Annotated in this window: 20 protein-coding genes and 1 pseudogene; 14 read left to right on the top strand and 7 right to left on the bottom strand. The window is 59.8% G+C overall.

Translation table 11 applies throughout. From position 1 onward, the window contains the following. Positions 1-146: pseudogene (locus ACVWZU_RS09745) on the bottom strand (RNA-guided endonuclease TnpB family protein); the annotation flags it as partial. 294 nt (positions 147-440) lie between these two features. Here ACVWZU_RS09745 and ACVWZU_RS09740 point away from each other — a divergent pair. From ACVWZU_RS09740 to ACVWZU_RS09695, 10 genes are all read left to right on the top strand, one after another. Then, positions 441-566: a hypothetical protein gene (locus tag ACVWZU_RS09740; protein ID WP_457444610.1), complete on the top strand. Its 126-nt coding sequence runs from the start codon at positions 441-443 to the stop codon at positions 564-566. A 15-nt stretch (positions 567-581) separates the two neighbouring features. Beyond that, entirely contained in the window at positions 582-1124 is a 543-nt protein-coding gene (locus ACVWZU_RS09735) for a hypothetical protein (protein WP_457444608.1), read from the top strand. A gap of 36 nt (positions 1125-1160) precedes the next feature. After that, positions 1161-2084, top strand: a complete 924-nt coding sequence (locus ACVWZU_RS09730) for an ABC transporter permease (RefSeq protein WP_414330799.1) — start codon at positions 1161-1163, stop codon at positions 2082-2084. A gap of 347 nt (positions 2085-2431) precedes the next feature. Next, complete coding sequence (locus tag ACVWZU_RS09725; RefSeq protein ID WP_414330801.1) at positions 2432-2584, top strand: photosystem II protein Y; 153 nt, start codon at positions 2432-2434, stop codon at positions 2582-2584. A 34-nt stretch (positions 2585-2618) separates the two neighbouring features. Beyond that, positions 2619-3719: an NAD(P)/FAD-dependent oxidoreductase gene (locus tag ACVWZU_RS09720; RefSeq protein ID WP_414382402.1), complete on the top strand. Its 1101-nt coding sequence runs from the start codon at positions 2619-2621 to the stop codon at positions 3717-3719. A gap of 177 nt (positions 3720-3896) precedes the next feature. After that, positions 3897-4802, top strand: a complete 906-nt coding sequence (locus ACVWZU_RS09715) for a 6-carboxytetrahydropterin synthase (RefSeq protein ID WP_011432318.1) — start codon at positions 3897-3899, stop codon at positions 4800-4802. A 10-nt stretch (positions 4803-4812) separates the two neighbouring features. Continuing rightward, complete coding sequence (locus ACVWZU_RS09710) at positions 4813-6129, top strand: DNA double-strand break repair nuclease NurA (protein WP_457395034.1); 1317 nt, start codon at positions 4813-4815, stop codon at positions 6127-6129. Positions 6130-6251: 122 nt separating this feature from the next. Next, entirely contained in the window at positions 6252-9713 is a 3462-nt protein-coding gene (gene treS, locus ACVWZU_RS09705; RefSeq protein ID WP_457444612.1) for a maltose alpha-D-glucosyltransferase, read from the top strand. Between the two features lie 47 nt (positions 9714-9760). Beyond that, complete coding sequence (locus ACVWZU_RS09700; RefSeq protein WP_457444605.1) at positions 9761-10228, top strand: SOS response-associated peptidase; 468 nt, start codon at positions 9761-9763, stop codon at positions 10226-10228. 223 nt (positions 10229-10451) lie between these two features. Next, positions 10452-10787 (top strand): SOS response-associated peptidase family protein, encoded by a 336-nt coding sequence (locus ACVWZU_RS09695; protein ID WP_457402304.1) that lies wholly within the window; start codon positions 10452-10454, stop codon positions 10785-10787. On the opposite strand, the gene dprA is transcribed toward ACVWZU_RS09695, so the two are convergent. Next, complete coding sequence (gene dprA, locus ACVWZU_RS09690) at positions 10726-11883, bottom strand: DNA-processing protein DprA (protein ID WP_011432322.1); 1158 nt, start codon at positions 11881-11883, stop codon at positions 10726-10728. The genes ACVWZU_RS09695 and dprA overlap by 62 nt on opposite strands. 142 nt (positions 11884-12025) lie before the next feature. Between dprA and ACVWZU_RS09685 the strand changes: the two genes are divergently transcribed. Beyond that, positions 12026-12217, top strand: coding sequence for a hypothetical protein (locus ACVWZU_RS09685; RefSeq protein WP_238376882.1), 192 nt, complete (start codon positions 12026-12028; stop codon positions 12215-12217). Next, positions 12210-13664, top strand: coding sequence for a sodium:solute symporter family protein (locus ACVWZU_RS09680; RefSeq protein ID WP_457444603.1), 1455 nt, complete (start codon positions 12210-12212; stop codon positions 13662-13664). Before ACVWZU_RS09685 ends, ACVWZU_RS09680 begins: the two co-directional genes overlap by 8 nt. Before the next feature lie 24 nt (positions 13665-13688). Here the strand turns inward: ACVWZU_RS09680 and ACVWZU_RS09675 are convergent, their stop codons facing one another. Next, a complete protein-coding gene (locus tag ACVWZU_RS09675) occupies positions 13689-14513 on the bottom strand; it encodes a CPBP family intramembrane glutamic endopeptidase (RefSeq protein ID WP_414388395.1) in 825 nt (274 codons plus the stop codon). A gap of 14 nt (positions 14514-14527) precedes the next feature. After that, entirely contained in the window at positions 14528-14809 is a 282-nt protein-coding gene (clpS, locus tag ACVWZU_RS09670; RefSeq protein WP_099812808.1) for an ATP-dependent Clp protease adapter ClpS, read from the bottom strand. Between the two features lie 284 nt (positions 14810-15093). Between clpS and ACVWZU_RS09665 the strand changes: the two genes are divergently transcribed. Together ACVWZU_RS09665 and ACVWZU_RS09660 are read left to right on the top strand one after the other, a co-directional pair. Then, positions 15094-16821 (top strand): alkaline phosphatase D family protein, encoded by a 1728-nt coding sequence (locus ACVWZU_RS09665; RefSeq protein WP_457444601.1) that lies wholly within the window; start codon positions 15094-15096, stop codon positions 16819-16821. A gap of 245 nt (positions 16822-17066) precedes the next feature. Continuing rightward, positions 17067-17426, top strand: coding sequence for a hypothetical protein (locus tag ACVWZU_RS09660; protein ID WP_457444599.1), 360 nt, complete (start codon positions 17067-17069; stop codon positions 17424-17426). Positions 17427-17481: 55 nt separating this feature from the next. Here ACVWZU_RS09660 and ACVWZU_RS09655 read toward each other — a convergent pair whose 3' ends face one another. From ACVWZU_RS09655 to ACVWZU_RS09645, 3 genes are all read right to left on the bottom strand, one after another. Beyond that, positions 17482-19776: a glycosyltransferase gene (locus ACVWZU_RS09655; RefSeq protein WP_011432329.1), complete on the bottom strand. Its 2295-nt coding sequence runs from the start codon at positions 19774-19776 to the stop codon at positions 17482-17484. Between the two features lie 84 nt (positions 19777-19860). After that, the gene (locus ACVWZU_RS09650) at positions 19861-21798 is read right to left on the bottom strand and encodes a cellulose biosynthesis cyclic di-GMP-binding regulatory protein BcsB (RefSeq protein WP_011432330.1); all 1938 of its coding nucleotides are present in this window, start codon (positions 21796-21798) and stop codon (positions 19861-19863) included. Between the two features lie 148 nt (positions 21799-21946). Further along, complete coding sequence (locus ACVWZU_RS09645; protein WP_148202691.1) at positions 21947-22348, bottom strand: cupin domain-containing protein; 402 nt, start codon at positions 22346-22348, stop codon at positions 21947-21949. Positions 22349-22540 lie beyond the last annotated feature (192 nt).

Raw genomic sequence — 22540 nt, 5'->3', positions numbered from 1 at the left:
AGTTTGACTGCGTTGACTACTTTTTCTGGTGTGTTTTGGTTGACCCAGTTCAACGCCTGCACAAAGGCATCCATTGTCGCATCCAACTTTGCGGCCTGGGACTGGGACACCTTGAGTTTGCAAGCTACAGTCAGGACTTGGGTCATGGTTCTATCATAACTTCCGCATTCCTCCCGACACTGACCCTACGGGTACAGTGCGGGGCTCCTGCAATTTCTAGCTGAGGCCAGAACAGATCCAACTGGCCTTGTCCGCAGCAGAGGTGCGGAACACTTTCCCGTGAGAAGTGTCTTGAGCTGAGGAGCTGAGAAGAGGGCTGGCTGCTATCTTTGTCGGATGGCCCTCCTTGGTCTTGTTGAATCTCTGCCCATGCTGCTGTTGCTGACCAATCTGATTGCCGTTTTGCTGTTTTTGCTCTGCCCTTAGTGGATGCTGAGTGGATGCTGAGGCGGGAGTTCGGCGGAGCAGGGGTGCTGGCGGGAACCTTTGGCCTCATCGACCCGCAGCAGTTGGGAATCCCGGAGACTTTGGCGGTGGGTTGGATCCCAGGGTTGAGCTGGGCCTGAGTGCTGTTGGCGCTGTTGTCATGTCTGGCTCTGGGGATCAAGGAGCGGCAAGTGCGGGCCCGCTGGCTGTACAGCTTGGGAGTGGTCGGTCTGGTTCTATTTGGGCTGGGCTTGCTCTGGTTTTATGGGGCAGTGGGGGCGGTGAATGGGGCGGCCCTGGCGGAGGGGATCCCGCCGGCTCGGTTGCCGTTGCGGCGGTTCAGCCCTTCTTTGGCTGGCTATGCCAGCTTTGCCTATGCCCTGCTGCTGTTGCTGCTGGGGCGGCTGCAGTTGCCGGGAGGAAAAGCTTTTTTGGTGCGGCAGCGGCAGATCATCGTACCCCTGAGTGCCTTGGGGGCGGCGGTGGCAGCAGGGGCGGTGGTGGTGGGGTTGCTGCGGCCCGGCTTAGGCTCCTCGCCCGATTCGCCTTTTTTTGTAAAGCTGAGCACCAAAGTGGACTTGATCACCTACACCTTTTCATTGCTGCAGGCGGCCTGTTGCCCGGCTATTTCACGGATCCCTTGCAGGCAGCCCAGGTGGAAATGGACTGCGATGAACGCTCAACTTGAGTACCTCTGAGCGGAGATCTCGTTTGCGCTGGCGCTGCGGAGCAATATGGCAACTCTGTTTTGGGCTTTGATCCCGGCTACCCTGCGCTCCACTACCCCTCTGTTGCTCACGGCCTTGGGGGGCATGTACTCCGAACGCAGCGGCGTGGTCAATATTGCCCTGGAGGGGATCATCTTGTTTGGGGCTTTGGCGGCGGCGGTAACCACCCAACGCCTGGAAGCTTCCCTTCTGGCCCAGACTCCAGCAGCTCAGGTGGGTTGGATCCCTTGGGTGGGTTTGTTGGCCGGCGCCTTAGGGGGGGTGGCCATTGCCTTTGTGCATGCGCTGATGTGCATCCGCTACAGAGCCGATCAAATTGTCAGCGGCACTGCCATCAACCTGTTGGCCATGAGCGTGCCTTCGCTGGTGCTGCAATCGTTCTACGGCAACACCACCAACTCTCAGGAAATTGTCAATCGGCTGCCGCTGTGGCATGGGTTTAGCCCCTTGGTGTATCTGGCCTTTCTGTTGGTGCCAATCTCCTGGTGGTTGCTGTTCAAAACACCCTGGGGCTTGCGGCTGCGAGCGGTGGGAGAGCATCCTCAGGCTGCTGCCACCATGGGGGTGGATGTCCTGGGTATGCGCTACGCGGCGGTGCTGCTCTCCGGCCTGTTGGGGGGCCTGGCGGGGGCCTACCTTTCCATTGGCTTTTTGAACCAGTTTGTCCGCAACATGTCAGCAGGAAAGGGCCTTATCGCCTTGGCAGCGATGATCTTTGGCAAGTGGCACCCCTTCGGGATCCTGGGCGCGACGCTGTTGTTTGGGGCCACCGACGCCCTGGCCATTCAACTGCAAGGGGGAGATGTGATGCCGCCCGTGTTGATCCAGGCGTTGCCCTTTGTGTTGACGATGGGGGTTCTATCGGGAATGCAGGGCCGCGCCCGCCGCACTCGTCCGCCGGCTGCCTTGGGCAAAATCTACAGCAACTGAGAAAGAGCCCAGAATTAAGATCCAAGCTGCGGGCTTGGGCAGCAGTTAGTCAGGTGATCGGGGTCGATTGCACATCCCTGGTGGGTGCGCTAGTTCTGGACGCGATTCTCAGTGTGGGCCTGTTGGCTCCCGCCTTGGCAGCCCAGATGGGGCAAAGTCTAGCCGGTAGGGATCCCCATTTGGGTTTATTCTGGACTTAGCCATCTTTCCAGAGTTGCACCTCAGCTTATGCGGGATCCAGAGTCGAAAACGGTTTCACCCCATCGGGATTCTGGCGGTGGCCAACCCTGGAGGCTCTTGTTCCAAGCAGTCGGTAAATCAATCTATGTTAGGGGGGGATGAAAACCATGGACATTGATCTTCGTCCGCTGATCGTTCTGTCGCCCATTGTTTTGGTGGTTGCCTGGGCTGCCTACAACATCATCAAGGCTGCCATCAAGGGAGAAGCCAAGCTCTTCGGAGAGAGGGGCAACAACCCCTTCGGCAGAGGCGGGAGCTGAACGTGCGGATCCGGTCACAGCTGGCAGGCTCAGTATGCTAGGCGAAGCAACCCAGGCAGCGGTAACCCCTTCCGAGGGAGCCCGCTCAACATCCGCCGATGTGATTGTCATCGGGGCGGGAGTGGCCGGTTTGGTGTGTGCAAGGCAACTGCTGCGGGCGGGGCTGCGGGTTCTGGTGCTGGAAAAATCGGCGGGCTTGGGCGGGCGCATGGCCACCCGTCGAGTTGAGCACGCTGGGCAAACGGTGCCAGTGGATCATGGGGCTCAATACCTGACTGCCGATTCGGATGGCTTTTATCGCTGGGTGAAGGAGCTGCTGGGCCTGGGGCTGCTGGCGGAATGGACGCGCTCGCTGCATGTGCTGGATCGAGAAGGGCTGCGCCCAGAGGATCCCAACGACGAGAAACCACGCTACGCTTGCCCCCAGGGCATGACAATGTTGGCCAAACACTTGGCTGCCCCGCTGTCGGTACACACCCAAACTCGTGTGGTCAGCCTCAAACCTTTGGCAACAAGCTGGCAATTGAGGGCGGAGAACGGCCAATGCTACGAGGCTGCTGCCCTGGTGGCGACAATTCCGGCCCCCCAGTTGCTGCCCCTGCTCCGGGAAGGGATCCCTTCGGCTGAAAACCTGTTGCCTCTGCTGGAATCCGCCCAGTATCAACCCTGCCTTGCGGTTTTGGCGGGCTACTCTGAGCATACGCCGCCTTGGAAGGGGATCAAGTGCTTGGAGGATCCGATGTTGGCCTGGCTGGGACTGGACAGCAGCAAGCGCCTGCAGCCGCTCCCGCCTGTGGTGGTCTTGCATGGGGGGGCGGAGTGGTCATCTCTGTACTTGGAGGCCGGCCCCTCTGAGCTGGAAAAGGCCGGTCGAGAATTGCTGGCCCACGCAGCCCAACGGCTGGATCCCTGGCTGGCTTCGCCACAATGGATGCAGGTGCACCGTTGGCGCTACGCTTTGCCTTTGGAAACCACGGGATTGGCCAGCTTAAGCACCCGTGTGCCGGTTTCCGCTGCTGAGGGATTGCCTTTGGTTTGTGCCGGCGATTGGTGCGCCGGAGGGCGCGTAGAGGGGGCTTGGCTCTCAGGACACAATGCCGCCAAAACCTTGCTCGAAATGCTTTCTGGGAAATGAGGGTATGCACAGGCCGACCCGGTCGGCAGGGCAAGTGCCTGACCTGGCGCAGGACAGAGATGACGGCAAGACCACTGGGAGGGTAGGCTGAGGGCCGCTGAGAATTTCCACCCTCTGGGCCGGGGAGTGTGTCAAGCTAAAGGGTGGATCCCCCGGCAGATGCTCTCCTCTCCACTCATGTCCAGAATCTGTACAATCTACCGCCGTGCGCAATTTGCCGCCAGCCATCGGTACTGGTTGCCCGAACTCTCAGAAGCCGAGAACTTAGCCCGCTTTGGCCCAAATGCCCGTTTTCCCGGCCATGGCCACAACTATGTGCTGGAGGTGGGCATGAGTGGTGAGGTGGATGACTATGGGATGGTGCTCAACCTCTCGGAGGTGAAGCAGGTGATCCGGCAGCGGGTGATTCAAGATCTCAACTTTGCTTATCTAAATCAAGCTTGGCCGGAGTTTGCCCAAACCTTGCCCACTACCGAGTTTATCGCTTACGTGATTTGGCAACGCCTGGCCGATGCCTTGCCCCTAACCAGCGTCCGTCTGTACGAAGATCCTGAGCTTTGGGCCGAATACCGAGGAGAAGCCATGCAAGCCTACTTGACTGTTGCCACCCATTTCAGCGCCGCCCACCGCTTGGCTCTGGATCACCTGAGTTTTGAAGAAAACAGCGCCATCTACGGCCTCTGTGCCCGTCCCCACGGCCACGGCCACAACTACGGCCTGGAGATCACCGTCAAGGGATCCATCGACCCGCGCACGGGGATGATCGTGGACTTGGCGGCCCTGCAGCGGCTGATCGAGGAGCAGGTGGTGAAGCCGCTGGATCACACCTTTTTGAACAAAGACATTCCCTACTTTGCCCAGGTGGTGCCTACTGCCGAAAACATCGCCCTCTACATCCAGCGGCTGCTGACTCTGCCCCTGCGGGAGCTGGGGGTGCAGTTGCATCGGGTTCGCCTGCAGGAGAGCCCCAACAACAGCAGCGAGGTCTACGGGGAGTTTCCGCTGGAAGAGCTGCTCAACTCCTCAGAAGGACAAGATGTGGCTTCTTCCGCTTCTGGCAGCCGTATTGCCATGCAGGGCTGATGCGGCTATCATGTTGGATCTGGTTAAGCTGAGCGGGCAAATTCCTGCCTTCACCCGGCACCTGCAACAGGAGTCGAAAGCCAGCCAAGAACGCCTCCGCCAAGCCTGGCAAGTTTTCGAGCGCTGGCAGCAGGAGCCGCAGGTTTGGCAGTCCCGCTGGGTGGAGTGGGGATCCCATCTGTCGTTTGTTTGCGCCAGCCCCGCCGAGCCGCCGGAAGCTTGGGGATCCCTGCCCAAGGTTGAACCTCTGCAGGGGCGACACACGGTGGTGGCCACGGATGGATCCCAGATTTTGCCCAGCCATCACGAGATTGCCTATTGCTCGCTGATCAATGTTGGGCGCGTGGTTCTCCACTACGGCACCCAGGAGTGGCCGCTCCTGGACAGCCAGCCCCTGCTGCTGTATGGAGATGGGCCCCTTGCCCAGCAAAACCGCTCAGACTCCCCTCTCTCGGAACCGCGGGCAGAAGGGTTGCCGAGGGCCCCCCTTAACCGGCGAGACTCTCGCCCGCAGCGCGCTCCAGGTGAACGCAATCCTACCAGCGGCACGGAGTCCTCGTTGGGGCTGGAAGAGATACTGGCCTTACGACGCTCCCAAGCGGAACTGGAGGAGCTGGCTCGTTTGGCCCTGTCGGTGCCCCGTCGCCGCACCACGCTGGCGCTCCTGGATGGATCCCTAATCCCTTGGGGACTGGAGCCTCTGCCCCAGTCGGCCCGGCGCCCCTGGTTGGATCCCATTCTGGCGACCTTGGAGCAGTTGCGGGCGGCCCGCATTCCTCTCGTGGGCTACATCAGCGCCTCCCGCAGCAGCGAAACCCTCAACTACCTGCGCTTGGGGCTGTGCCCGTACCTGGGCTGTGACTGCTACCGCTACTGTCCCGGCGAGAAGTCTCCTCCCTGCCATCCCTTCGCCCCCCTGGCAGACCGCGTCTTTTGGGGATCCCTGCTGCAGCCGGGAGAGCGCAGCCCCCTTTGGCGCAGCGGCGCCAGCGTGTTGGACGCCTTCGGGGAACACCACGTCCACTGTTGTTACCTCAATGTTGGCAAGGGATCCCTGGGCCAAGCCGAAATTGCTCGCCTGGAGTTTCCCGCTTGGGTGGTCCAGGATGCGGAGTTGCTGCAGCGGGCTCTGGCAGGGGTGCTGAGCCAAGTGCACAAGGGCTTTGGCTACCCCATCGCCTTGGCGGAAGCCCATCATTTGGCGGTGGTGAGAAGCGGGGATCGGCAGCGGTTTTTTGCCTTGATCGAGCAGGAGCTGCTCCGGGCCGGCCTGCGCCACGTGGCCGTCTCCCGCAAGGAAGCCCAGAAGCGGAGTGGCATTGCCTGAACCGACGCCGGGGATCCCTGGCACCCAAGAGAAGGCTGTAGCCTATTGAGGGGATCCCCATTCAACGGCTAGGGTTGCCAAGGTGTCCCAATCCTGTCTCTGTTGCCGACATGACCGACATGATGATCCGAGCCCCTCTGCGCAGCCTCATCTCCCCCCTCACCCACGACCCCCTTTGGTACAAAGATGCAATCATCTACGAGCTGCCGGTACGGGCCTTTTTCGACAGCGACGGCGATGGCGTGGGCGACTTCCAGGGCCTGACCGAAAAGCTGGACTACTTGCAAGAACTGGGGATTACAGCCGTCTGGCTGCTGCCGTTTTTCCCCTCGCCTTTAAAAGATGACGGCTACGACGTTTCTGACTTTACCAGTGTTCACCCTGACTTGGGCACCCTAGAGGACTTCAAGATCTTTCTGGAGGCTGCCCATAAGCGGGGGATCCGCGTCATCATTGAGCTCATCCTCAACCACACTTCGGATCAGCACCCCTGGTTTCAGCGGGCCAGACGAGCTGCCCCCGGCACCCCCGAGCGGGACTTTTACGTTTGGAGCGATACCCCCGAAAAGTACAAAGAGGCCCGCATTATCTTTCAAGACTTTGAAGCCTCCAACTGGACCTGGGATTCAGCGGCCAAGGCCTACTACTGGCACCGCTTTTACTCCCACCAGCCAGATCTCAACTACGACAACCCCGCCGTACAAAAAGCCATGTTCGAGGTGGTGGACTTTTGGCTGAGCTTGGGGGTAGATGGCATGCGGCTGGACGCGGTGCCTTATCTCTACGAGCGGGAGGGCACCACCTGCGAGAGCCTACCGGAGACCCATGCCTTTCTCAAGGCTCTGCGCCGACACATTGACCAAAGGTATCCTGGCCGCATGCTGCTGGCGGAGGCCAACCAGTGGCCAGAAGATGCTGTGGCCTACTTCGGCGATGGGGACGAGTGCCACATGGAGTTCCACTTTCCCCTCATGCCACGGCTGTTTATGGCCATCCAGATGGAGGATCGCTTCCCCATCATTGACATCCTGCAACAAACCCCTCCCATTCCTGAAACCTGCCAGTGGGCCCTCTTCCTGCGCAACCACGACGAGCTCACCCTGGAGATGGTCACTGACGAGGAGCGGGACTACATGTACCAGGTGTACGCCAAGGATCCCAACGCGCGGGTGAACCTGGGCATCCGTCGGCGCTTGGCCCCCCTGCTGGGCAACAGCCGCCGCCGCATCGAGCTGATGAACAGCCTGCTGTTTTCTCTGCCCGGCACGCCGGTCATCTACTACGGGGACGAGATCGGCATGGGGGACAACATCTACCTGGGGGATCGCAACAGCGTGCGCACCCCCATGCAGTGGAGCGCCGACCGCAACGCCGGCTTTTCGCGGGCCAACCCTCAGAAGCTCTACCTGCCCATCGTCATCGACGCCGAGTACCACTACGAAGCTGTCAATGTGGAGGCGCAGCGAAACAACCCCCATTCCCTGTGGTGGACCATGAAGCGGCTCATCGCCGTGCGCAAGCGATTCCAAGCTTTTGGCCGCGGCTCCTTTGAGCTGCTCCACCCAGAAAACCGCAAGGTGCTTGCCTTTATGCGGGCCTTTGGCGATGAGCGCATCTTGGTGGTGGCCAATCTCTCCCGCTACGCCCAGTGGGTGGGGCTGGATCTATCGCCGTGGGAAGGATTGATCCCGGTGGAGATCTTTGGCCACACCGAGTTTCCCCCTATTGGGCGACTGCCCTATTTCCTAACGCTAGGCCCCCATTCCTTTTACTGGTTTTCCCTTGAGCCCCAAACGGAGACCATCCACCTCAGCCCCAGCAAAGCGGAGGAGCAGGAACGCCTGGTCCCTCTGATTGTTCAAAGTGGTAGTCCTCTGGTTGTTCAAAGTGGTAGTTGGGACAGTCTCTTGCAAGGGGAAAGCCAAAAGCAGCTGGAGGCAGTCTTGGCGGACTACCTCTACCGCTGTCGTTGGTTTGGCTCCCAAAACCGCCAGCTCCAGGCGATCCATATCCTGCAGGCTATCCCCTGCCGCCGAGAAGAGGAGTCCTTGCTGGGCAGCCAGATCTTGCTTCTCCAGGCCGAGTTTATCGAGGGCGATACGCAGCTCTACTCTCTCCCTGTGGGCTATGCCACCCAAGAAGCAGCCGTACACCTGCGCCTAGAGATGCCCCAGGCGGTCATCCTCCCTGTGCAAGTGGCCGGAGGGCCGGCGGGAGTAATTTTCAACGCTCTGGCTGACAAAAGCTTCTTGCTGCGGCTGCTGCAGCTAATTGCCCAGCAGGGCCGCCTGCGTCACCGTCAGGGAGAGCTCTGGGCCACTAGCTTTGCTGCCCTTGAGCATGACCTGGAACCCCGCCTCCTCAAGGCGGAGCAGAGCTACACCTCCGTTGTCTATGGCAACCACTACCTCCTCAAGCTCTACCACCGGGTGGCCGAGGGGGTAAACCCAGAGCTGGAGATAGGCCGCTACCTGCTGGAGCACCATCCCCAGGTGCGCGTGCCACGGCTGCTGGGATCCCTGGAGTATCGCCGTCGTCGCGGGGCCCGTGGGTTTGATCCCGCCGATCAGCCCATTACCCTGGCCATTTTGCAGGAGTACATCCCCAACGAGGGAGATGCCTGGCACTACACCCTGGACAGCCTGGGGCAATTTTTTGAGGCGGTGCTGGTTCACTACCAAGAGGTGGATCCCGTGCCCGTGCCGCAGGGATCCTTCTTGGAGCTTTCCCAACAGCCCTTGCCGGAGCTGGCCTACGCCACCATCGGCAGCTACCTAGAATCGGTGCGGATCTTGGCCAAGCGCACCGCCGAGCTGCACATCGCCCTGGCTGCCGCTCGCGTCAGCGGGACGGAGTCCTTTACGGAGAACAAAGACTTTGCGCCGGAGCCTTTCTCCAGCCTGTACCAGCGCTCCGTTTACCAGTCCATGCGCAACTTGGTGGGGCAGGTGTTTCCGCTGCTGTTCGCGTCAGCGGGACGGAGTCCTTATAAGCAGCTCCCCAAGCTGCCGGAAGCAGAGGCCAACCTGGCTCGGGCTGTTTGCGACCAAGAAGGGGAAATCATGAGCCGCTTCCGCCTGATCCTGGAGCGGAAGATCACCGCCCTGCGCACCCGCTGCCACGGGGATTATCACCTGGGCCAGGTGCTGTTTACCGGCAAAGACTTTGTCATCATCGACTTTGAAGGGGAGCCGGCCCGCTCTTTGGGCGAACGGCGTCTCAAGCGTTGCCCCTTACGGGATGTGGCGGGGATGTTGCGATCCTTCCACTATGCTGTCCACACAGCTTTGCGCCAGCAACTGGAGAGCGGCTTGGTCTGCGCCGACCACTGCCCCGACATGATGCGGTGGGCCCAGTTTTGGCACCGCTGGGTCTGCGCGGGCTTTTTGGCCGAATATCTGCAGGTGGCTTCCCAAGCGGCTTTTTTGCCCCGCAGCCTGCAAGAGATAGAGGTGTTGTTGGACGCCTATCTGCTGGAAAAAGCCATTTACGAGCTGGGCTATGAGTTGAACCACCGCCCCGAGTGGGTGGAGATTCCCCTGCGCGGGATCCTGCAGTTGCTGGGCATTTCCACCAAGGTTTAGGGGATCCTGTCGGCAGGCCATTTGGGGTGAGCGACTGGGGGACAAGCATGTGTGGACGGTTTAGCCTGGCAGTGGCCCCAGAAGTGCTGAGGCAGCATTTCGGCTTGCCGGTGGCAGCCCAAGAAAGGGCAGCTGTCCCCCGGTATAACATCGCTCCTTCTCAGCCGGTGCTGGCGGTGGTGGCGGGATCCCTTCAGCGCGAGGCAACCCATTTTCGCTGGGGCTTGATCCCCAGCTGGAGCCGAGCTCCTCAGGCCGGCTGGATCAATGCCCGAGCTGAGACAGTAGCTGAGAAGCCTTCTTTCCGCGAAGCTTTCCGCCGTCGTCGCTGCCTGATCCCGGCAGATGGCTTCTACGAGTGGGCCGACCAGGGTACAGGCAAGAAGGGCAGACAACCCTACTGGTTTCACCTGGTGGATCGACCGGTATTTGCCTTTGCCGGCATTTGGGAACGCTGGCGCAGTCCAGAGGGGGTGGAGCATGCCTCTAACCCCCAAAACCCTGAACTTTGCTGAATTTACTGAGCTTTAGGCGGTTTGGCAAAAGTCATTGAGAGGGATATAGTAGACCAAGTTTCCCCCTGATCCTTGAGTCCACCGCAACGGTTGCCGGGAAGTGAAGGGGGAAAGCGCTCGGGGGGTATTCCTCAGGGCTTTGCGGGATACCGCCTTCCTGCTCAGAGATAGGCAGGATGCGATCGCTTCTTTCCTGAACCATGTTCAGGAGAGTTCAGCGTGAATGTATCAGGTGGAAACCTGTGCCATCCTCAACACTGCCGCCAACCGTCTGATGCAGCTTTTTCACGAGCGGATGCCCGTGATTTTGACGGAAAACGACTACGACCTCTGGCTGGATCCCCAGGTGCAGGATCCCAAGCTGCTGTTGCCCTTGCTCCGCCCCTACCCAGCAGAAGCCATGGCGGCTTATCCGGTCAGCACCTATGTGAACAACCCCCGCCACGAGGATCCCGCTTGCCGTGCTCCTATCGGAGAAGCAGTGCAGGGATCCAGCCTCAGCGAGCCCGCTGGTAGCGCATCCCCGGCAGTTGTACCAGCCAGCCTTCCAATTCCATAAGCAGCAGGGTACTGGAAAGGGTGGCAATATCCATCTGGCTAGCCTGGGCCAGGGCATCGAGGCTGAGGATGCCCTCCCCTAGCAGCTGCCAGAGCAGTTGCTGTTGGGGATCGCTGGGGCCAGTGGACGAGGGCTGCTTTAGCACAGGGGATCCCTGGAGGAGGCCCAAGTCTTTCAACAGCTCCTCGATCCCCAGGATCATGCCGGCGCCGTCGCGGATGAGCTGCAGGCAGCCGCGGGCTGCTGCCGTGTCGATATTCCCCGGCAGGGCATACACTTCCCGACCGTAGTGGTTGGCCAGGTGAGCAGTAATTAGCGCTCCCGAGGTTTCCGGAGCCTCCATCACCAAAGTGGCGCGGCAGAGGCCGGCAATGATGCGGTTGCGCTGGGGAAAATGCTCCTTGGCCGGTGGCGTGCCGGGGGGATATTCGCTGAGGATGGCCCCTTGGGCCAGGATGCGCCGGTAGAGAGCTTGATGGTGAGCTGGGTAAACTTTGTCCACCCCCGTTCCCACCACGGCCACCGTCTTGCCGCCGGCATCCAGACAGGCCTGGTGGGCAATGCCGTCGATCCCCGTTGCCAGCCCCGAGACCACCACACAGCCAGCTTCCGCCAGGGCAGCGCTGACTTTCTGGGTCCACTGTCGACCGTAGGCCGTAGGGGCGCGGGTGCCGACGATGGCAATAGCCGGCTGTTGCCAATTGGGACATTCTCCTAGGGCATAGAGAATGGGCGGGGGATCTGGCACCTCCCACAGCAGCGGTGGATAGTCCGGATCTGCAGGCGTGAGAAAGGGGATCCCCGCTTTGAGGGTTTCCTCCAGGATCTGCTCGGGATCAAGGCCAGGACGGGCAGAGACAATAGCCTGGGCCAGGGTGGGGCCAATGCCTTCCACCTGCCGCAGGGCCGGGGCATCCGCTTGCCAAGCCCGCTCCAGGGATCCAAAAAACTCCGCCAGCCGCTTGAGCCGGTGGGGGCCAATCCCTTTGATGCGGGCCCAAGCTAGCCAGTAGGGCCGCTCCCGTTCTTCATGGCCTGGCCCACGGGAAGGCTCCCTCTTGCCAACAGGATCTGAAGGGGAAAGGGGAAAAGACAATTTAGCTCTGCGCAGTAGTGGCCGTATCTTACTTAAATGATTGGCAAAAGGAACGCTTGGCAAAAAAGCAGGAGATGGGTAGATGTCAGGGTTGGATCCCGCCGGTAACCTTCAAGGATCAAGGCAGCTGCGGTTTGGGCGGATGCGCCAAGCTTGGGTGTGGGGGGCCTATCCCCTGCTGTGGCTGTTGACCTGGGTGGGATCCCGCTCGGCCCAGCCCCAGTTTTTGGGGATCCCGGCCTGGTATTGGCTGGCGGGATTGGCTGTCCTGCTGTTGGTACCTCTTAACTTCTACATTGTGCGCGTTTGCTGGCCGAGAGGCGGAGATGAGTAACACGGTTTTGAGTCTGGGTGTGGTGGGGGCATACTTGCTGCTGCTGGCGGCCATTGGCTTCTGGAGCTATCGCCACAGCGGCCAGGATCCGGTGAGCTATTTTTTGGCAGGGCGGGGGTTGGGATCCCTGGCTCTAACCTTGACGACGCTGGCGACGCTGCTCAGTGCCTTTACCTTCATTGGGGTGCCGGCAGATGCCTATACCCACGGCATAGGGATCTTCCTGGGGGTGGGAGTGACCACCGCCTTCATTTCGGGGCTGTTTTTGTGGGTGGGCTACCGGGTATGGCTAGCAGCCCAACACTTTGGCTTCATCACCCCTTCCGAGTTTTTCGGCCACCGCTTCAACAGCCCTCTTTTGGCTCTACTCTACTGCCTTAGCGCCCTGACGTTTACCGCCCCCTACATCAGCATCCAGATCATTGGCGGAGCCCGCACCCTGGCGGCGGTGTTGGGGGAGGGGATCCCCTACTGGCCCTTGGCGGTGGTGGTGGCGCTGGTGATCTTGGGGTATGTGCTCTTTGGCGGATCCCAGGCGGTGGTCTGGACGGACGTGGTGCAGGGGATCATCCTGATTTTGGGGATGGGGGTGGCCTTTGTTGCAGTGGCTTTCTCCCTAGGGAGAGAAGCGGGTAGCGAACTGGATCCCTGGCTGAGCTTGCCCGGCCCCAATGGGCGCTGGAGCTGGCAGGGGTTACTCGGCAATCAACTGCTGTTTTTCATGGCCACTCCCCTTTTCCCACAATTTTTCCAGCGCTTTTACATGGCCAGGAGTGCTCATCCCTTCAAGACCCTGATGGTAGTCTGGCCGCTGCTGATTCTGCTGGTCTTTTTCCCAGCAGCTCTGCTGGGGGTTTGGGGCCGCCTGGCTTTTCCCAGCCTGGAGAAAACGGATCAGATTATGCCCATGATGTTGCAAACCCTGCCCAGCGGCGTAGCAGCGGTGGTGATTACGGCGGCCCTGGCTGCTCTCATGTCTACAGCTGACTCCCAGCTTCTCACCGCCAGCTCCCTAGTGACGCGGGATCTGGTGGTTACCTTCTTCAGGCGCCAGCTTTCCCCCCACCAAGAAGAGTTGCTAGGCCGCTGGGTGGTGCTGGGGATCGGCCTAGCTTCCTTTGTGATTGCTCTTAACCCGCCGGGGCTGATTGTGGAGATTGCCACCTGGAGCTTTCAGGGCAACGCCATGCTGTTCCCTGTCTTAATTGCCGGCCTGTACTGGAAGCGGGCTACCCGCGCTGGGGCTGTAGCCGGGGCCCTCGTCTCCAGTGGCCTGACTTTAGGTTGGCTGTCGGGTCTGTTGCCGCGGGCTTGGACAGGGGGCTGGTTACCCGTAATCCCGGCAGTGGTGATCGGCAGTGGGGTGTTAATTGGCGTAAGCTTGCTTACCCAGCCGCCCAAGGAGCAGGTGACCGCCTACTACGAGGAAGGGCCTTGGGGAGAGTAGGTTATTCTTTATCGATCAGCTCAATCAACGCTTTTCCAGGTCTGCCGGTAGCCAGCCAGCTTGAGCCAGGCCGTTGAGAAATGCGAAAGTCCCTCCTAGAAAAAGCAAGCCCATCAGGCCCGCCAAGGGGTTGCCACCAATCCCCGTTAGCCACGCTGGCGCCCTGCCGGTGTAGTCTATCCAGGCCAAGTTGTTGACCCAGGCCATGCCCCATACCCAACCGGCGTGCAGCCCTAGGCTAAGGCCCAGCTTGTTTTGGTTCCAGACCCTCGCCTGCACCAGCAGCAGCCCCATCAGCCACAGTCCGGGAAATTGCGGCCAGGTGGCGAGAATCTCAGGCAAAGGCTTCAGGAAATGGGCCATAGCAAACAGGAAGCTGGATCCCCACACCGCAGTGCTGCAACCGTAGTCCAGCAGCATCTCCTGCAGCAGCCAGCCGCGAAAAAACAGCTCCTCCGCCAGCGCCACCCCCAAGCCCAAAAGCAACCCCAGCAACCCATAGACCAGCAGGGATCCCCCTCCTACCGCCCTCCAACTCAGCCAACCCAGAGATCCCTCCAGGCCCAAAAGCAAGAAAAGCCCCCCGACCCCGATCCCCAGGCCCCACAGGATCCCGCCTCGGCAAGGCCAACTGCCATCCAGTCCATAGGCGGCAAACCCGGATCCCCACACCCATAGCCAGGCTAGCAGCAGGGCATACAGGAGCAGCCACAGGTAGGCTCGCGCTTCCGGAAAAAACCACCCCCCCAGCCCGACCCACGGCAGCCAGGCTAGGAGGGGGATCGCCAAGAAAAGCAGCAGACGCAGCAGAAATGGACAAGCCCTCAGCTTGGAGATCGGCAGGCCCATCCAACCCGCCCCGCCTAGCGTTCCGGCTCAATGGAGCTGGTGAGGCCATGTTGCCGCAACTGCTCACAGTAAAACTCCGCGTGCTCTCGCGGCACCACGATCACCACAGCAACACCGTTGTTGTGGGCTTCCAGCATGATCTCAGTGGCTTGCGGCGGCATCATCGCCGGGATCACCTTGACCAGCACCTGCACCACGTACTCCATGGTGTTGACATCGTCGTTGTGCAGCAACACCCGGTACATGGGCATGTGCTTCGGGGTTACAGAAGGCTTGACCAGAGTCTCCGTAGCCACGACGATCCCTCCTTCGGCAGGGTCAACAAGAAGTCTAAGGAACGCAAAACCGCAAAAATGGGGCAAAAGCAGGAAAAACTGTAATGAAATTTTAGCCTTCTCAGCAAGCTCTGTGAAAAGGCCGTGGGGAACCTGGGCGCAGGGGTCAGAGCCGTTAAACCAACCCTAACCCAGCCTTCACCTGCCCACAACCTCAGCTTGGGGGCAAAAGTGCTTGACTAAAAAGGCGATTGGCCTTTGTTGCGGATCCCTTTACATTTGCCTGCGTCCCTGAGGTGGGTCTTATGAGTTCCCTGCGTTCCCGTCGCTTTTTCCTGCAACTGCTTATGTTTGGAGGTGGGGCAGCCGCCCTGGCTGCCTGTGGGGGCACCTCCAGTTCCTCCATTCCCCCCCTGGGAGAGCCTGGATTTCCCCAAGGGGTATTTGCCGGGGATCCCACCTCGGAAGGGGCGGTGCTTTCCACGCGGGTGATCCCGGCCAGTGCAACAGACACGGTTGCGGTGACGTTGCAGGTGGCTGAGAATTCCGAGTTCAACCCCATTTCGCAACAAGTTTCGCTTACTGCTCGCCGTGTGGCGGGCCGCAACTACCGCACTGAGCCAGGCGACTACATTGCTCGTGCCGTCGTCACCGGCTTGAGGCCAGCGCAGCGCTACTTCTACCGGTTTGTCAGCGAGGGGTTTACCAGCCCTGTAGGCCAGTTTCGCACCCTGCCAGCTCCTGGGGATGGACGACCCATTCGCTTCTTACACATCAGTTGTGCCAACGAGCCTCCCTTTCCTATTGGGGCAGCCATGCTGGCAGAAGTCAGCCGCGGCGATATCGATTTCATCTCCTTTAACGGCGACACTGTCTACGCCGATCGCTTCTGGCTGGGGCTGGATCCCATCGGCAACTTGGAGTTCTACCGCAGCCTCTATCGGGATCAGCGGGATCCCAACTATGCCGGGCGGGAGTTCGCGCAACTGTTTGGCCGGACTTCCTTTGTTGTCAACTGGGACGATCACGAGGTGATTGACAACTACAGCGGCCAGAAAGCTCGCGGCGGCCGGGCCACTCAGCTGAACGACACCACCGGGCAAACCCGGGATGTGGAAGATCTCAAGGTGCTGGGCTACCAGGCTTTTTTTGAGTACAACCCCATCACCCCCAACCTGACAGATGTAGCGGGTGTGGATAGCCGGGATCGGCTGTTTCGCAGCTTCCGCTACGGGGCCAATGCCGAAGTCTTTATCCTGGATCTGCGCCAGTACCGGGATTTGGCCGCCGTGACCCCCATTTTGCCCATTTTGCCCCCCGGCCTGACCCGTCAGCGTTTTTTGGAGCTGGCCGGCATTCGCCTCACGCCCGAACAAGAGACCCTCTTCTTTGGCCCACCCGGCTCCGAGCAAGCCCTGTTTAACCTGCTGCGCCGCACGCCCCGTACCCTCTTGGGCAATCCGCAGAAGCAGTGGCTGTTCAACGGCCTGCGCAACTCCACCGCCACCTACAAGTTCATCGTCAGCGAGTTTCCCATCACGGTGACCTACTTCCGCTCCAACGATGTTTGGGAAGGCTACTGGCTGGAGCGGCAGGAAGTCATTGACTTTATCGAGAGCAACAACATCCGCAACGTGGTGTTCCTGACGGGCAACAACCACGCCGGCTTCATCGGCCAGGTCAACCCCGGCAGCAGCAACCCTATCTGGGAGGTGTGGACCGGCCCCACCGGGCGGAGCGTTACGGCCCTGAGCATTGACGAGCTGGGCAATCAACTGGGGATCCCCAATGCCAGCCGCCTGTATTACCGGATTGTGAACGGCTTTTTGGCACCGGTGAACCCGGCCAATCCCCAGGTGAGCGGGATCCCAGGGGTAACGACGGGCAACCTGCGCTTTTTGGAGCTGGCGGTGCCCAACTACAACGTTATTGAAGTCTCCGGCAGCCGCTGCACCATTCAAATCAAAGGCCCCGCCGGCAATGTCTTGACGGATCCCTTAGGGCGAAGGGGGGAACTGAATTTGCCGCAATGAGAAGTCGGCCAGACCGATGCGGGAGCTTCGCCGGATTTCTGGTCAGAATTAAGGGATCCCTGCTCTACTCGGGATCCCTTTTTTTGTAACTCTTTTTCGCGATTTTCAGCATGAGATTCTTAAGATCCTTAACGTGATCTGAATCATTCGGGAGAAACGGATCTGGGTGCTAGAGTGTGGGCGTTGAGGTGGATCCCTGTAGAAAATCTATTCTTTCTCCGTTTTTCAGTAGGGAGGGCAGTCTTATGGCTTCGGTGCGGGGCTGGTTGATGGCAAGCTTAATAGGGGCAGCCACGGTTGTTGGGGGCGCTGCCGCCTGGGCTCAGAGCCGTAGTTTGTGGCTTCTTAATGGACAATCGACCGTAGTTACAGGCTATTTCTACCGAGGTGAAAACATCTGGGCGCAGTGCGACCAGGATTGCTTCGATGTGGATCTGGTGCTTTACGATGCCAGCGGTCAGGTGGTGGCTGCAGACGAACTGTTGGACGATTTCCCCATCGTGCAGGCGCCCTACGAGGGCAACTTTTCTGTCAAGGTGATTATGGCTAGCTGTCTCCACCCCAGTGGTTGTGCTGTGATCGTAGACTCAGACTACAGCTTCTAGAAGGGTGCTGGCTGTCCTCACTTCGCTGCTACTGCTTAGGAACTCAGTCCGTAGCCTAGGCTGCTTTGTGAGCAGCTTCCTGGACTTTGGCATGGGTAAACTTGCTCAGCCCGTGGATGGTCTTTTCCCAGTAGAAGGGCTTGGTGAAAAGCTGCCACAGGGCCATGTAAGCTGCCATAGAGTGCAGTTGCCAGTAGATGGGGTTGAGCAGAGCATAGAAAGCCAGATCGTAGTAACCGCGGCGGAAGACCGCGACCAGGTTCAGGTAAATCCCAATGGCGTTGCCCACCAGGAGGTTAAACAAGCCCAGATAAACCAGCCAACTGGGAAATAGGTTTTGCAGCCAATGGGCGCGGGTGAGCAGCCAGTAAATAAACAGCAGCCACATGATGGGGCTGGTGAGAAAGGTAAAGAAGCTGCCCCCGATAAAAAATTGGTAGGATAGCCAGTTTTTGAGGCCCAGCTTGCGCAAGGAGCGCAGGGGGTTGCGGTTGTGGACCAGCCAAGTTTGCATGTAGCCTTTGATCCAGCGGGAGCGCTGCCGGATCCAGTTTTTAACGGCACAGTTGGCCTCTTCATAAGTGGTGGAGTTGATCACCCCCACCGTATAGCCGTGCTGGCTGGCGCGGATGCCCAAGTCGGCGTCTTCAGTGACGTTGAACGGATCCCATCCCTGCAGCTCCCGCAGGCGGTCAGTGCGAAAGTGGTTGCTGGTGCCACCCAAGGGGATCGGCATTCTGAGAGTTTCCAAACCCGGCAGAAGGTAATCAAACCAATAGGAATACTCCAGGGTGAACATGCGGGTGAGGAAGTTCTCGCTGCGGTTGAAGTAGTTGAGGGCAGCCTGGACGCAGACCAAGCTGGGATCCCCTTTTCGGAAGGCAATGACTGCTTTTTTGAGTTGGTCTGGATCCGGAATGTCTTCAGCGTCGTAGATGGTGAGATATTCGCCACGGGCAAAGGCCAGGCCGTAGTTGCAGGCTTTGGGTTTGGTCTTGGGTTTGCTGTCGGGCACCAACAGCAGGCGCACGTAGCGGGGGGGCTTGGCAGCTCGAGCTGCCTCAATGGTGTCTCGGTCGTTTTCCTCCAACAGAATAAGCACATCCAACCGCTCGTGGGGGTAATCCAGCTTAGAGAGAGACTTGATCAAAATCGGCATTACTTCCGGCTCTTTGTAGACCGGCACCAGGATGGTGTAGATAGGCAAGTCGCGATCATCCAAAGCGGCTACTTCCTCATCGGTAATCTGGTGGAAGCGATCGGCGGATCCCACTAGGCTGAGCAGCAGTTTGAACAGGATCGAAGCGACGTAAAAAAGATTGATCAGCAGCACCAAAATGGTCAGAGTCGTCCAGGGAGCAGTGGCCAACCCCAATAGAAATAGCAGCAGCAGGCCGTAGCCCACTGCAATCTGAGAAGGAGTAAACACCCGCGAGGCCGATTCCTCCGGCAGGCGGGCCATCAGCTTGTACACCGCCTCTTGGCTGAAGCGGGATCCCTGGTCTTGGCTGAGCAGTTGCGTGATATCCTGCTCGGTGCCCAGCACCTTTTCAATCCGCAAGCCTGGCCGCCAGCTGTAGAGCAGCTCATCCACCACCCAGTCCAGGGGGTCATTGACCATCACTGTAAGGGTGTGCTCATCCGTCCAGCTCAAGGGGTAGAAGAGGTGGCGCATCATCACCTCGGGATCAAACTGCCGGCTCAGGCTCTCGTCGCGGTGGAGCAGCCCTGTCCCCATTAGTTCTGAGACAGCGGGGTAGCCCAGCAAATGGGCTAGGATGCTGAGATACTCGGGGGTGGAGAGGTAGCTCAGCCGGGTCAGCACCTGCCCCAGGCTGGAGCCGGTGCGGCGGCGGATCTCCAAAGCCTGCTGCCACTGCTCTAAGGTAAGACGGCTGCCCAGCAGCTCGGCGGCCAGCTTGCGCTCAAGGATGACCGTCAGGATCTGCTTTTCAGTGGCTGGGATCTCCCAGAGTTTTTCTGCTTCCGGGCACAGGTGTTTCACAGACTGCCAAATGGCGGGGAAGCCCGGCTCTTCTGTGGCCACCACAACAGTTTGCGGGTCGAGCCAGCCACAGGGCAAAAAGCGCACCGGCACCAAATCAATAGGCTCAATCAGCCAAGGCAGCTCTGGATCTAGGGAGTGCTTGAGCAGCCAGTCTCTCAGCCTAGGCCGGTCCAGAATCTGGCGACACAAGTTGACAAACTTGCCCGGGTGCATGACTCGCAAGCTCCAAAGAGCCCTAGGCAAGGAGCAACTAGCTGCTTCGCGATACTCCTCAGCCTCAGCCAATTGCTGCCGGGTAAGGTAGCCCGTGCGCAAAAGCGAGGATTTGAGGGACTGGAGCATGGCTGGAAACCCTATTCGCGCAAGTGGGACGGAGTCCTTGCTTGGCTCAAGTCTGGTTTAACCGGAAGTCCTCTGCCAACCCCCCTAGGAAAGGGTGGGCGACTCAGGGCGGCGGGCCAAGCGTTGGTAGGTATTCCAGGCTCCTACTGCCAGCAAAAGGGCCAGCAGCAGCACTAACCAATAGCGGTATTGCCACAACAAAAGCTGCCAACTGAAGCGACCGGGGTAGCGCACTCGATAGCCTGCCGGCGTGAGATCCCAGCTCTGTACTTGGGTGAGATCGGGGGCAGCGGCATAGGCGGTGAGCACGTTTCCCTGTAGCTGGTTGGCCAGGCGGGTGCGCGGATCGGCAAGGCCGCGGCTGAGGCGCTCTGCCAAAGCCGGGTCAGATCCCCACCAGGAAAGCCAAAGGTTCGGCTTACCTTTCAGGAGAAAGTACTGCAAAAGGCCGAGGTTTTCTTGAGGCTGAGCGGCCAAGGCCACCTGCCGGTTGAGGGGATTGATGATTTCAAACTGGGATCCCAGCCGGATGGGGCTATTAAGCTCCACCTGATCTGGCCCAGCCACGATCACCTGCCAGGCAAAGTTCCCCGTCTCCAGGTTGGCTTCCTCTTTGGGCAAAACCTCAAGGGTGGGCAGCAGGGGTCGGGCAGCCAGCCGGCTGAGGGCACCGACCAGGTAGGCGGCAGCCGGCAGCAGTTGGGGATCCCCTACCCACACTTGGCCGGATCCTCGAAGCACCGCCGGGATCTCCTGCAGCTCGCCAGTGGGGGCTTGGTAGCCGCTCCAGATAAAGCCAGAGCTATCCGAGCGCACTTGCAAAGTCAGCGGGGTCAGGGATCCCTGGCAATTACCGGGGCTGGCGCCATAGTCAAAGCGGAGCTCCAGTTGATTAAAGCGGCGCAGCAGGCGGGTGGGCAGGGTCACAGTTTCGTTGAGCTGGGTGCGCCCGGTTAGGTTGTAGGTGCGCAACAGAACGCCATTCAAGAACACGTAGCCGGTGAGACGATCCCCCACCCGGCCATCCACCGGGTTCATGATCACATCCAGTTGCGCCGCCAGATCCCGCGGTCGTCCCCCCAATTGGGACAGGTTGAAGTTGAAGACCAAAGACTGGCTGCCAAACCCCCGCAGCAGCGGATCCACAATACCCAACTCCCGCAAGCTAAGGCGGTTGGCCCTGAGCGCTCTCTCCAGATCCGCCACCCTTGTCACCTGGATGCCGCGGCTGACCAGCCCCGCCCGCTTCCATTCTTCATAGAGAGCAAGAATAGCTTCCCGGCGGGCGGCCACTCGCAGGCGGGATCCCTCTGGGGTAATTTGATGCTGCAAGTGGGGGGTGAAATTGGCCGGCTCTAAGATCACCTGTGCCCCCTGCTTCGGACGGTTGCTCCACAGGATGGGCGTTTGCGGAAACAGGTGAGAAAGGAGGCTGTACAGCCACAGAGCTGCTTCCGCCGCTTCAGGAGTGAGGTCAGCCGGCACTACCAAAGTAACCTGAGGATACAGCCGGCCCAGAAAACCGGCCACCGTGGCATCAGGAACGAGGGGCGCCAGCTCAAAGAAACTATCCCGCCCTACCGTCAGCAGCAAATTGCCGGTATTCAAGTCGGCGCAAATATCGTCGCTGATGCTCAGGAAAGGCTGCACCGACAAGGTGATGAAGCGCTCGCTCCGCGCCAAGCTGGGGATGGGCACTCGCACCACCGGCTCCTGCCGCAGGTCCCGCACCAGAAAAAGGCCCATTAGCTCCTCGTTGATCAGCACCCGCACCGTGGACGTGGGCTTGAGCACCGGCGAGGGATCCAGGCGCAACTGCACAAAGCTGGCCTCAGGGTCAACACCGTTCAGGGGAGCAGGGATCCCGATATCTAGACGCGGGTTAGCTCCTTGCAGCAGCACCGAGCGGTCGTAGCCCAGCCTTTGCAGAGAAATGACTTCCGCTGCGTGGACAGCCGTCGGCCCGCAACACCAAAGCAAACCGGCAACCCACAAAGCCCACTGTCTTGCCTTCTGCGTCACCTTGACCCCCTCTTGTTGATCCCCAACTTGTTTGAGGCAGGCAAGCCCCTTGGCCCACCTGACCCAAGTTTGCCCAACATGCAGAAATCTGTAAGCTTTCGGGGGTCTTTACGCACAAACCGTAGATTCGGATGCCCAGGGGATCCCTTTACTGGCGGGCGTAGTCATCCTCAAAGCGCACAATGTCGTCCTCCCCGAGATATTCCCCGTTTTGCACCTCGATCAACACCAAGGGAAGGGTGCCGGGGTTTTCCAGGCGGTGCTTGGTGCAGGGGGGAATGTAGGTGGACTCGTTGGAGCTCAGCAGCATCACCTCTTCTCCACGGGTAACCTTCGCTGTGCCCCTGACCACGATCCAGTGCTCGCTGCGGTGGTAGTGCATCTGCAGGCTGAGCCGATGGCCAGGCTTCACCTCGATGCGCTTGATCTTGTACATCGGGCCTTCATCCAAAACCCAGAAGGATCCCCAGGGACGGGTCTCTGCTTGAGAGGGCACCAGCTCAAGCGCTGGAACTGCTGCTTCATTCACGTCCCGCACAGCCTGCAACATAAGATCATGTCCTCGCAAAGTCACCCTCATTCTCTCTCAGCGTCCGAGACCTCCTCATCGACAATATGGCTGAATTGGCCTACGCCAAAACTCGTAGAAAAAGACTCTCAAGACAGGGAATGCTAGTCTATCCCTGTGTCCAGTGCCTAGACACGTCAGCCCATCCCCACGCCCTACTTGAGACATGTTCTC

Source organism: Thermostichus sp. MS-CIW-26 (genome assembly GCF_054059115.1).
The sequence above is the reverse complement of the archived record's forward strand: the minus strand, read 5'-3'. Positions and strand labels throughout refer to the sequence as shown.

Excerpts from the sequence above, each read along its gene's own strand:
- ACVWZU_RS09725 (WP_414330801.1), top strand. The coding sequence starts at position 2,432 with ATGGACATTGATCTTCGTCCGCTGATCGTTCTGTCGCCCATTGTTTTG.
- ACVWZU_RS09665 (WP_457444601.1), top strand. The coding sequence starts at position 15,094 with ATGAGTTCCCTGCGTTCCCGTCGCTTTTTCCTGCAACTGCTTATGTTT.
- ACVWZU_RS09660 (WP_457444599.1), top strand. The coding sequence starts at position 17,067 with ATGGCTTCGGTGCGGGGCTGGTTGATGGCAAGCTTAATAGGGGCAGCC.
- ACVWZU_RS09720 (WP_414382402.1), top strand. The coding sequence starts at position 2,619 with ATGCTAGGCGAAGCAACCCAGGCAGCGGTAACCCCTTCCGAGGGAGCC.
- treS (WP_457444612.1), top strand. The coding sequence starts at position 6,252 with ATGATCCGAGCCCCTCTGCGCAGCCTCATCTCCCCCCTCACCCACGAC.
- ACVWZU_RS09695 (WP_457402304.1), top strand. The coding sequence starts at position 10,452 with ATGTATCAGGTGGAAACCTGTGCCATCCTCAACACTGCCGCCAACCGT.
- ACVWZU_RS09710 (WP_457395034.1), top strand. The coding sequence starts at position 4,813 with ATGTTGGATCTGGTTAAGCTGAGCGGGCAAATTCCTGCCTTCACCCGG.
- ACVWZU_RS09680 (WP_457444603.1), top strand. The coding sequence starts at position 12,210 with ATGAGTAACACGGTTTTGAGTCTGGGTGTGGTGGGGGCATACTTGCTG.
- ACVWZU_RS09685 (WP_238376882.1), top strand. The coding sequence starts at position 12,026 with ATGCGCCAAGCTTGGGTGTGGGGGGCCTATCCCCTGCTGTGGCTGTTG.
- ACVWZU_RS09655 (WP_011432329.1), bottom strand. The coding sequence starts at position 19,776 with ATGCTCCAGTCCCTCAAATCCTCGCTTTTGCGCACGGGCTACCTTACC.
- ACVWZU_RS09675 (WP_414388395.1), bottom strand. The coding sequence starts at position 14,513 with ATGGGCCTGCCGATCTCCAAGCTGAGGGCTTGTCCATTTCTGCTGCGT.
- ACVWZU_RS09740 (WP_457444610.1), top strand. The coding sequence starts at position 441 with ATGCTGAGGCGGGAGTTCGGCGGAGCAGGGGTGCTGGCGGGAACCTTT.
- ACVWZU_RS09645 (WP_148202691.1), bottom strand. The coding sequence starts at position 22,348 with ATGTTGCAGGCTGTGCGGGACGTGAATGAAGCAGCAGTTCCAGCGCTT.
- ACVWZU_RS09715 (WP_011432318.1), top strand. The coding sequence starts at position 3,897 with ATGTCCAGAATCTGTACAATCTACCGCCGTGCGCAATTTGCCGCCAGC.
- ACVWZU_RS09730 (WP_414330799.1), top strand. The coding sequence starts at position 1,161 with ATGGCAACTCTGTTTTGGGCTTTGATCCCGGCTACCCTGCGCTCCACT.
- ACVWZU_RS09700 (WP_457444605.1), top strand. The coding sequence starts at position 9,761 with ATGTGTGGACGGTTTAGCCTGGCAGTGGCCCCAGAAGTGCTGAGGCAG.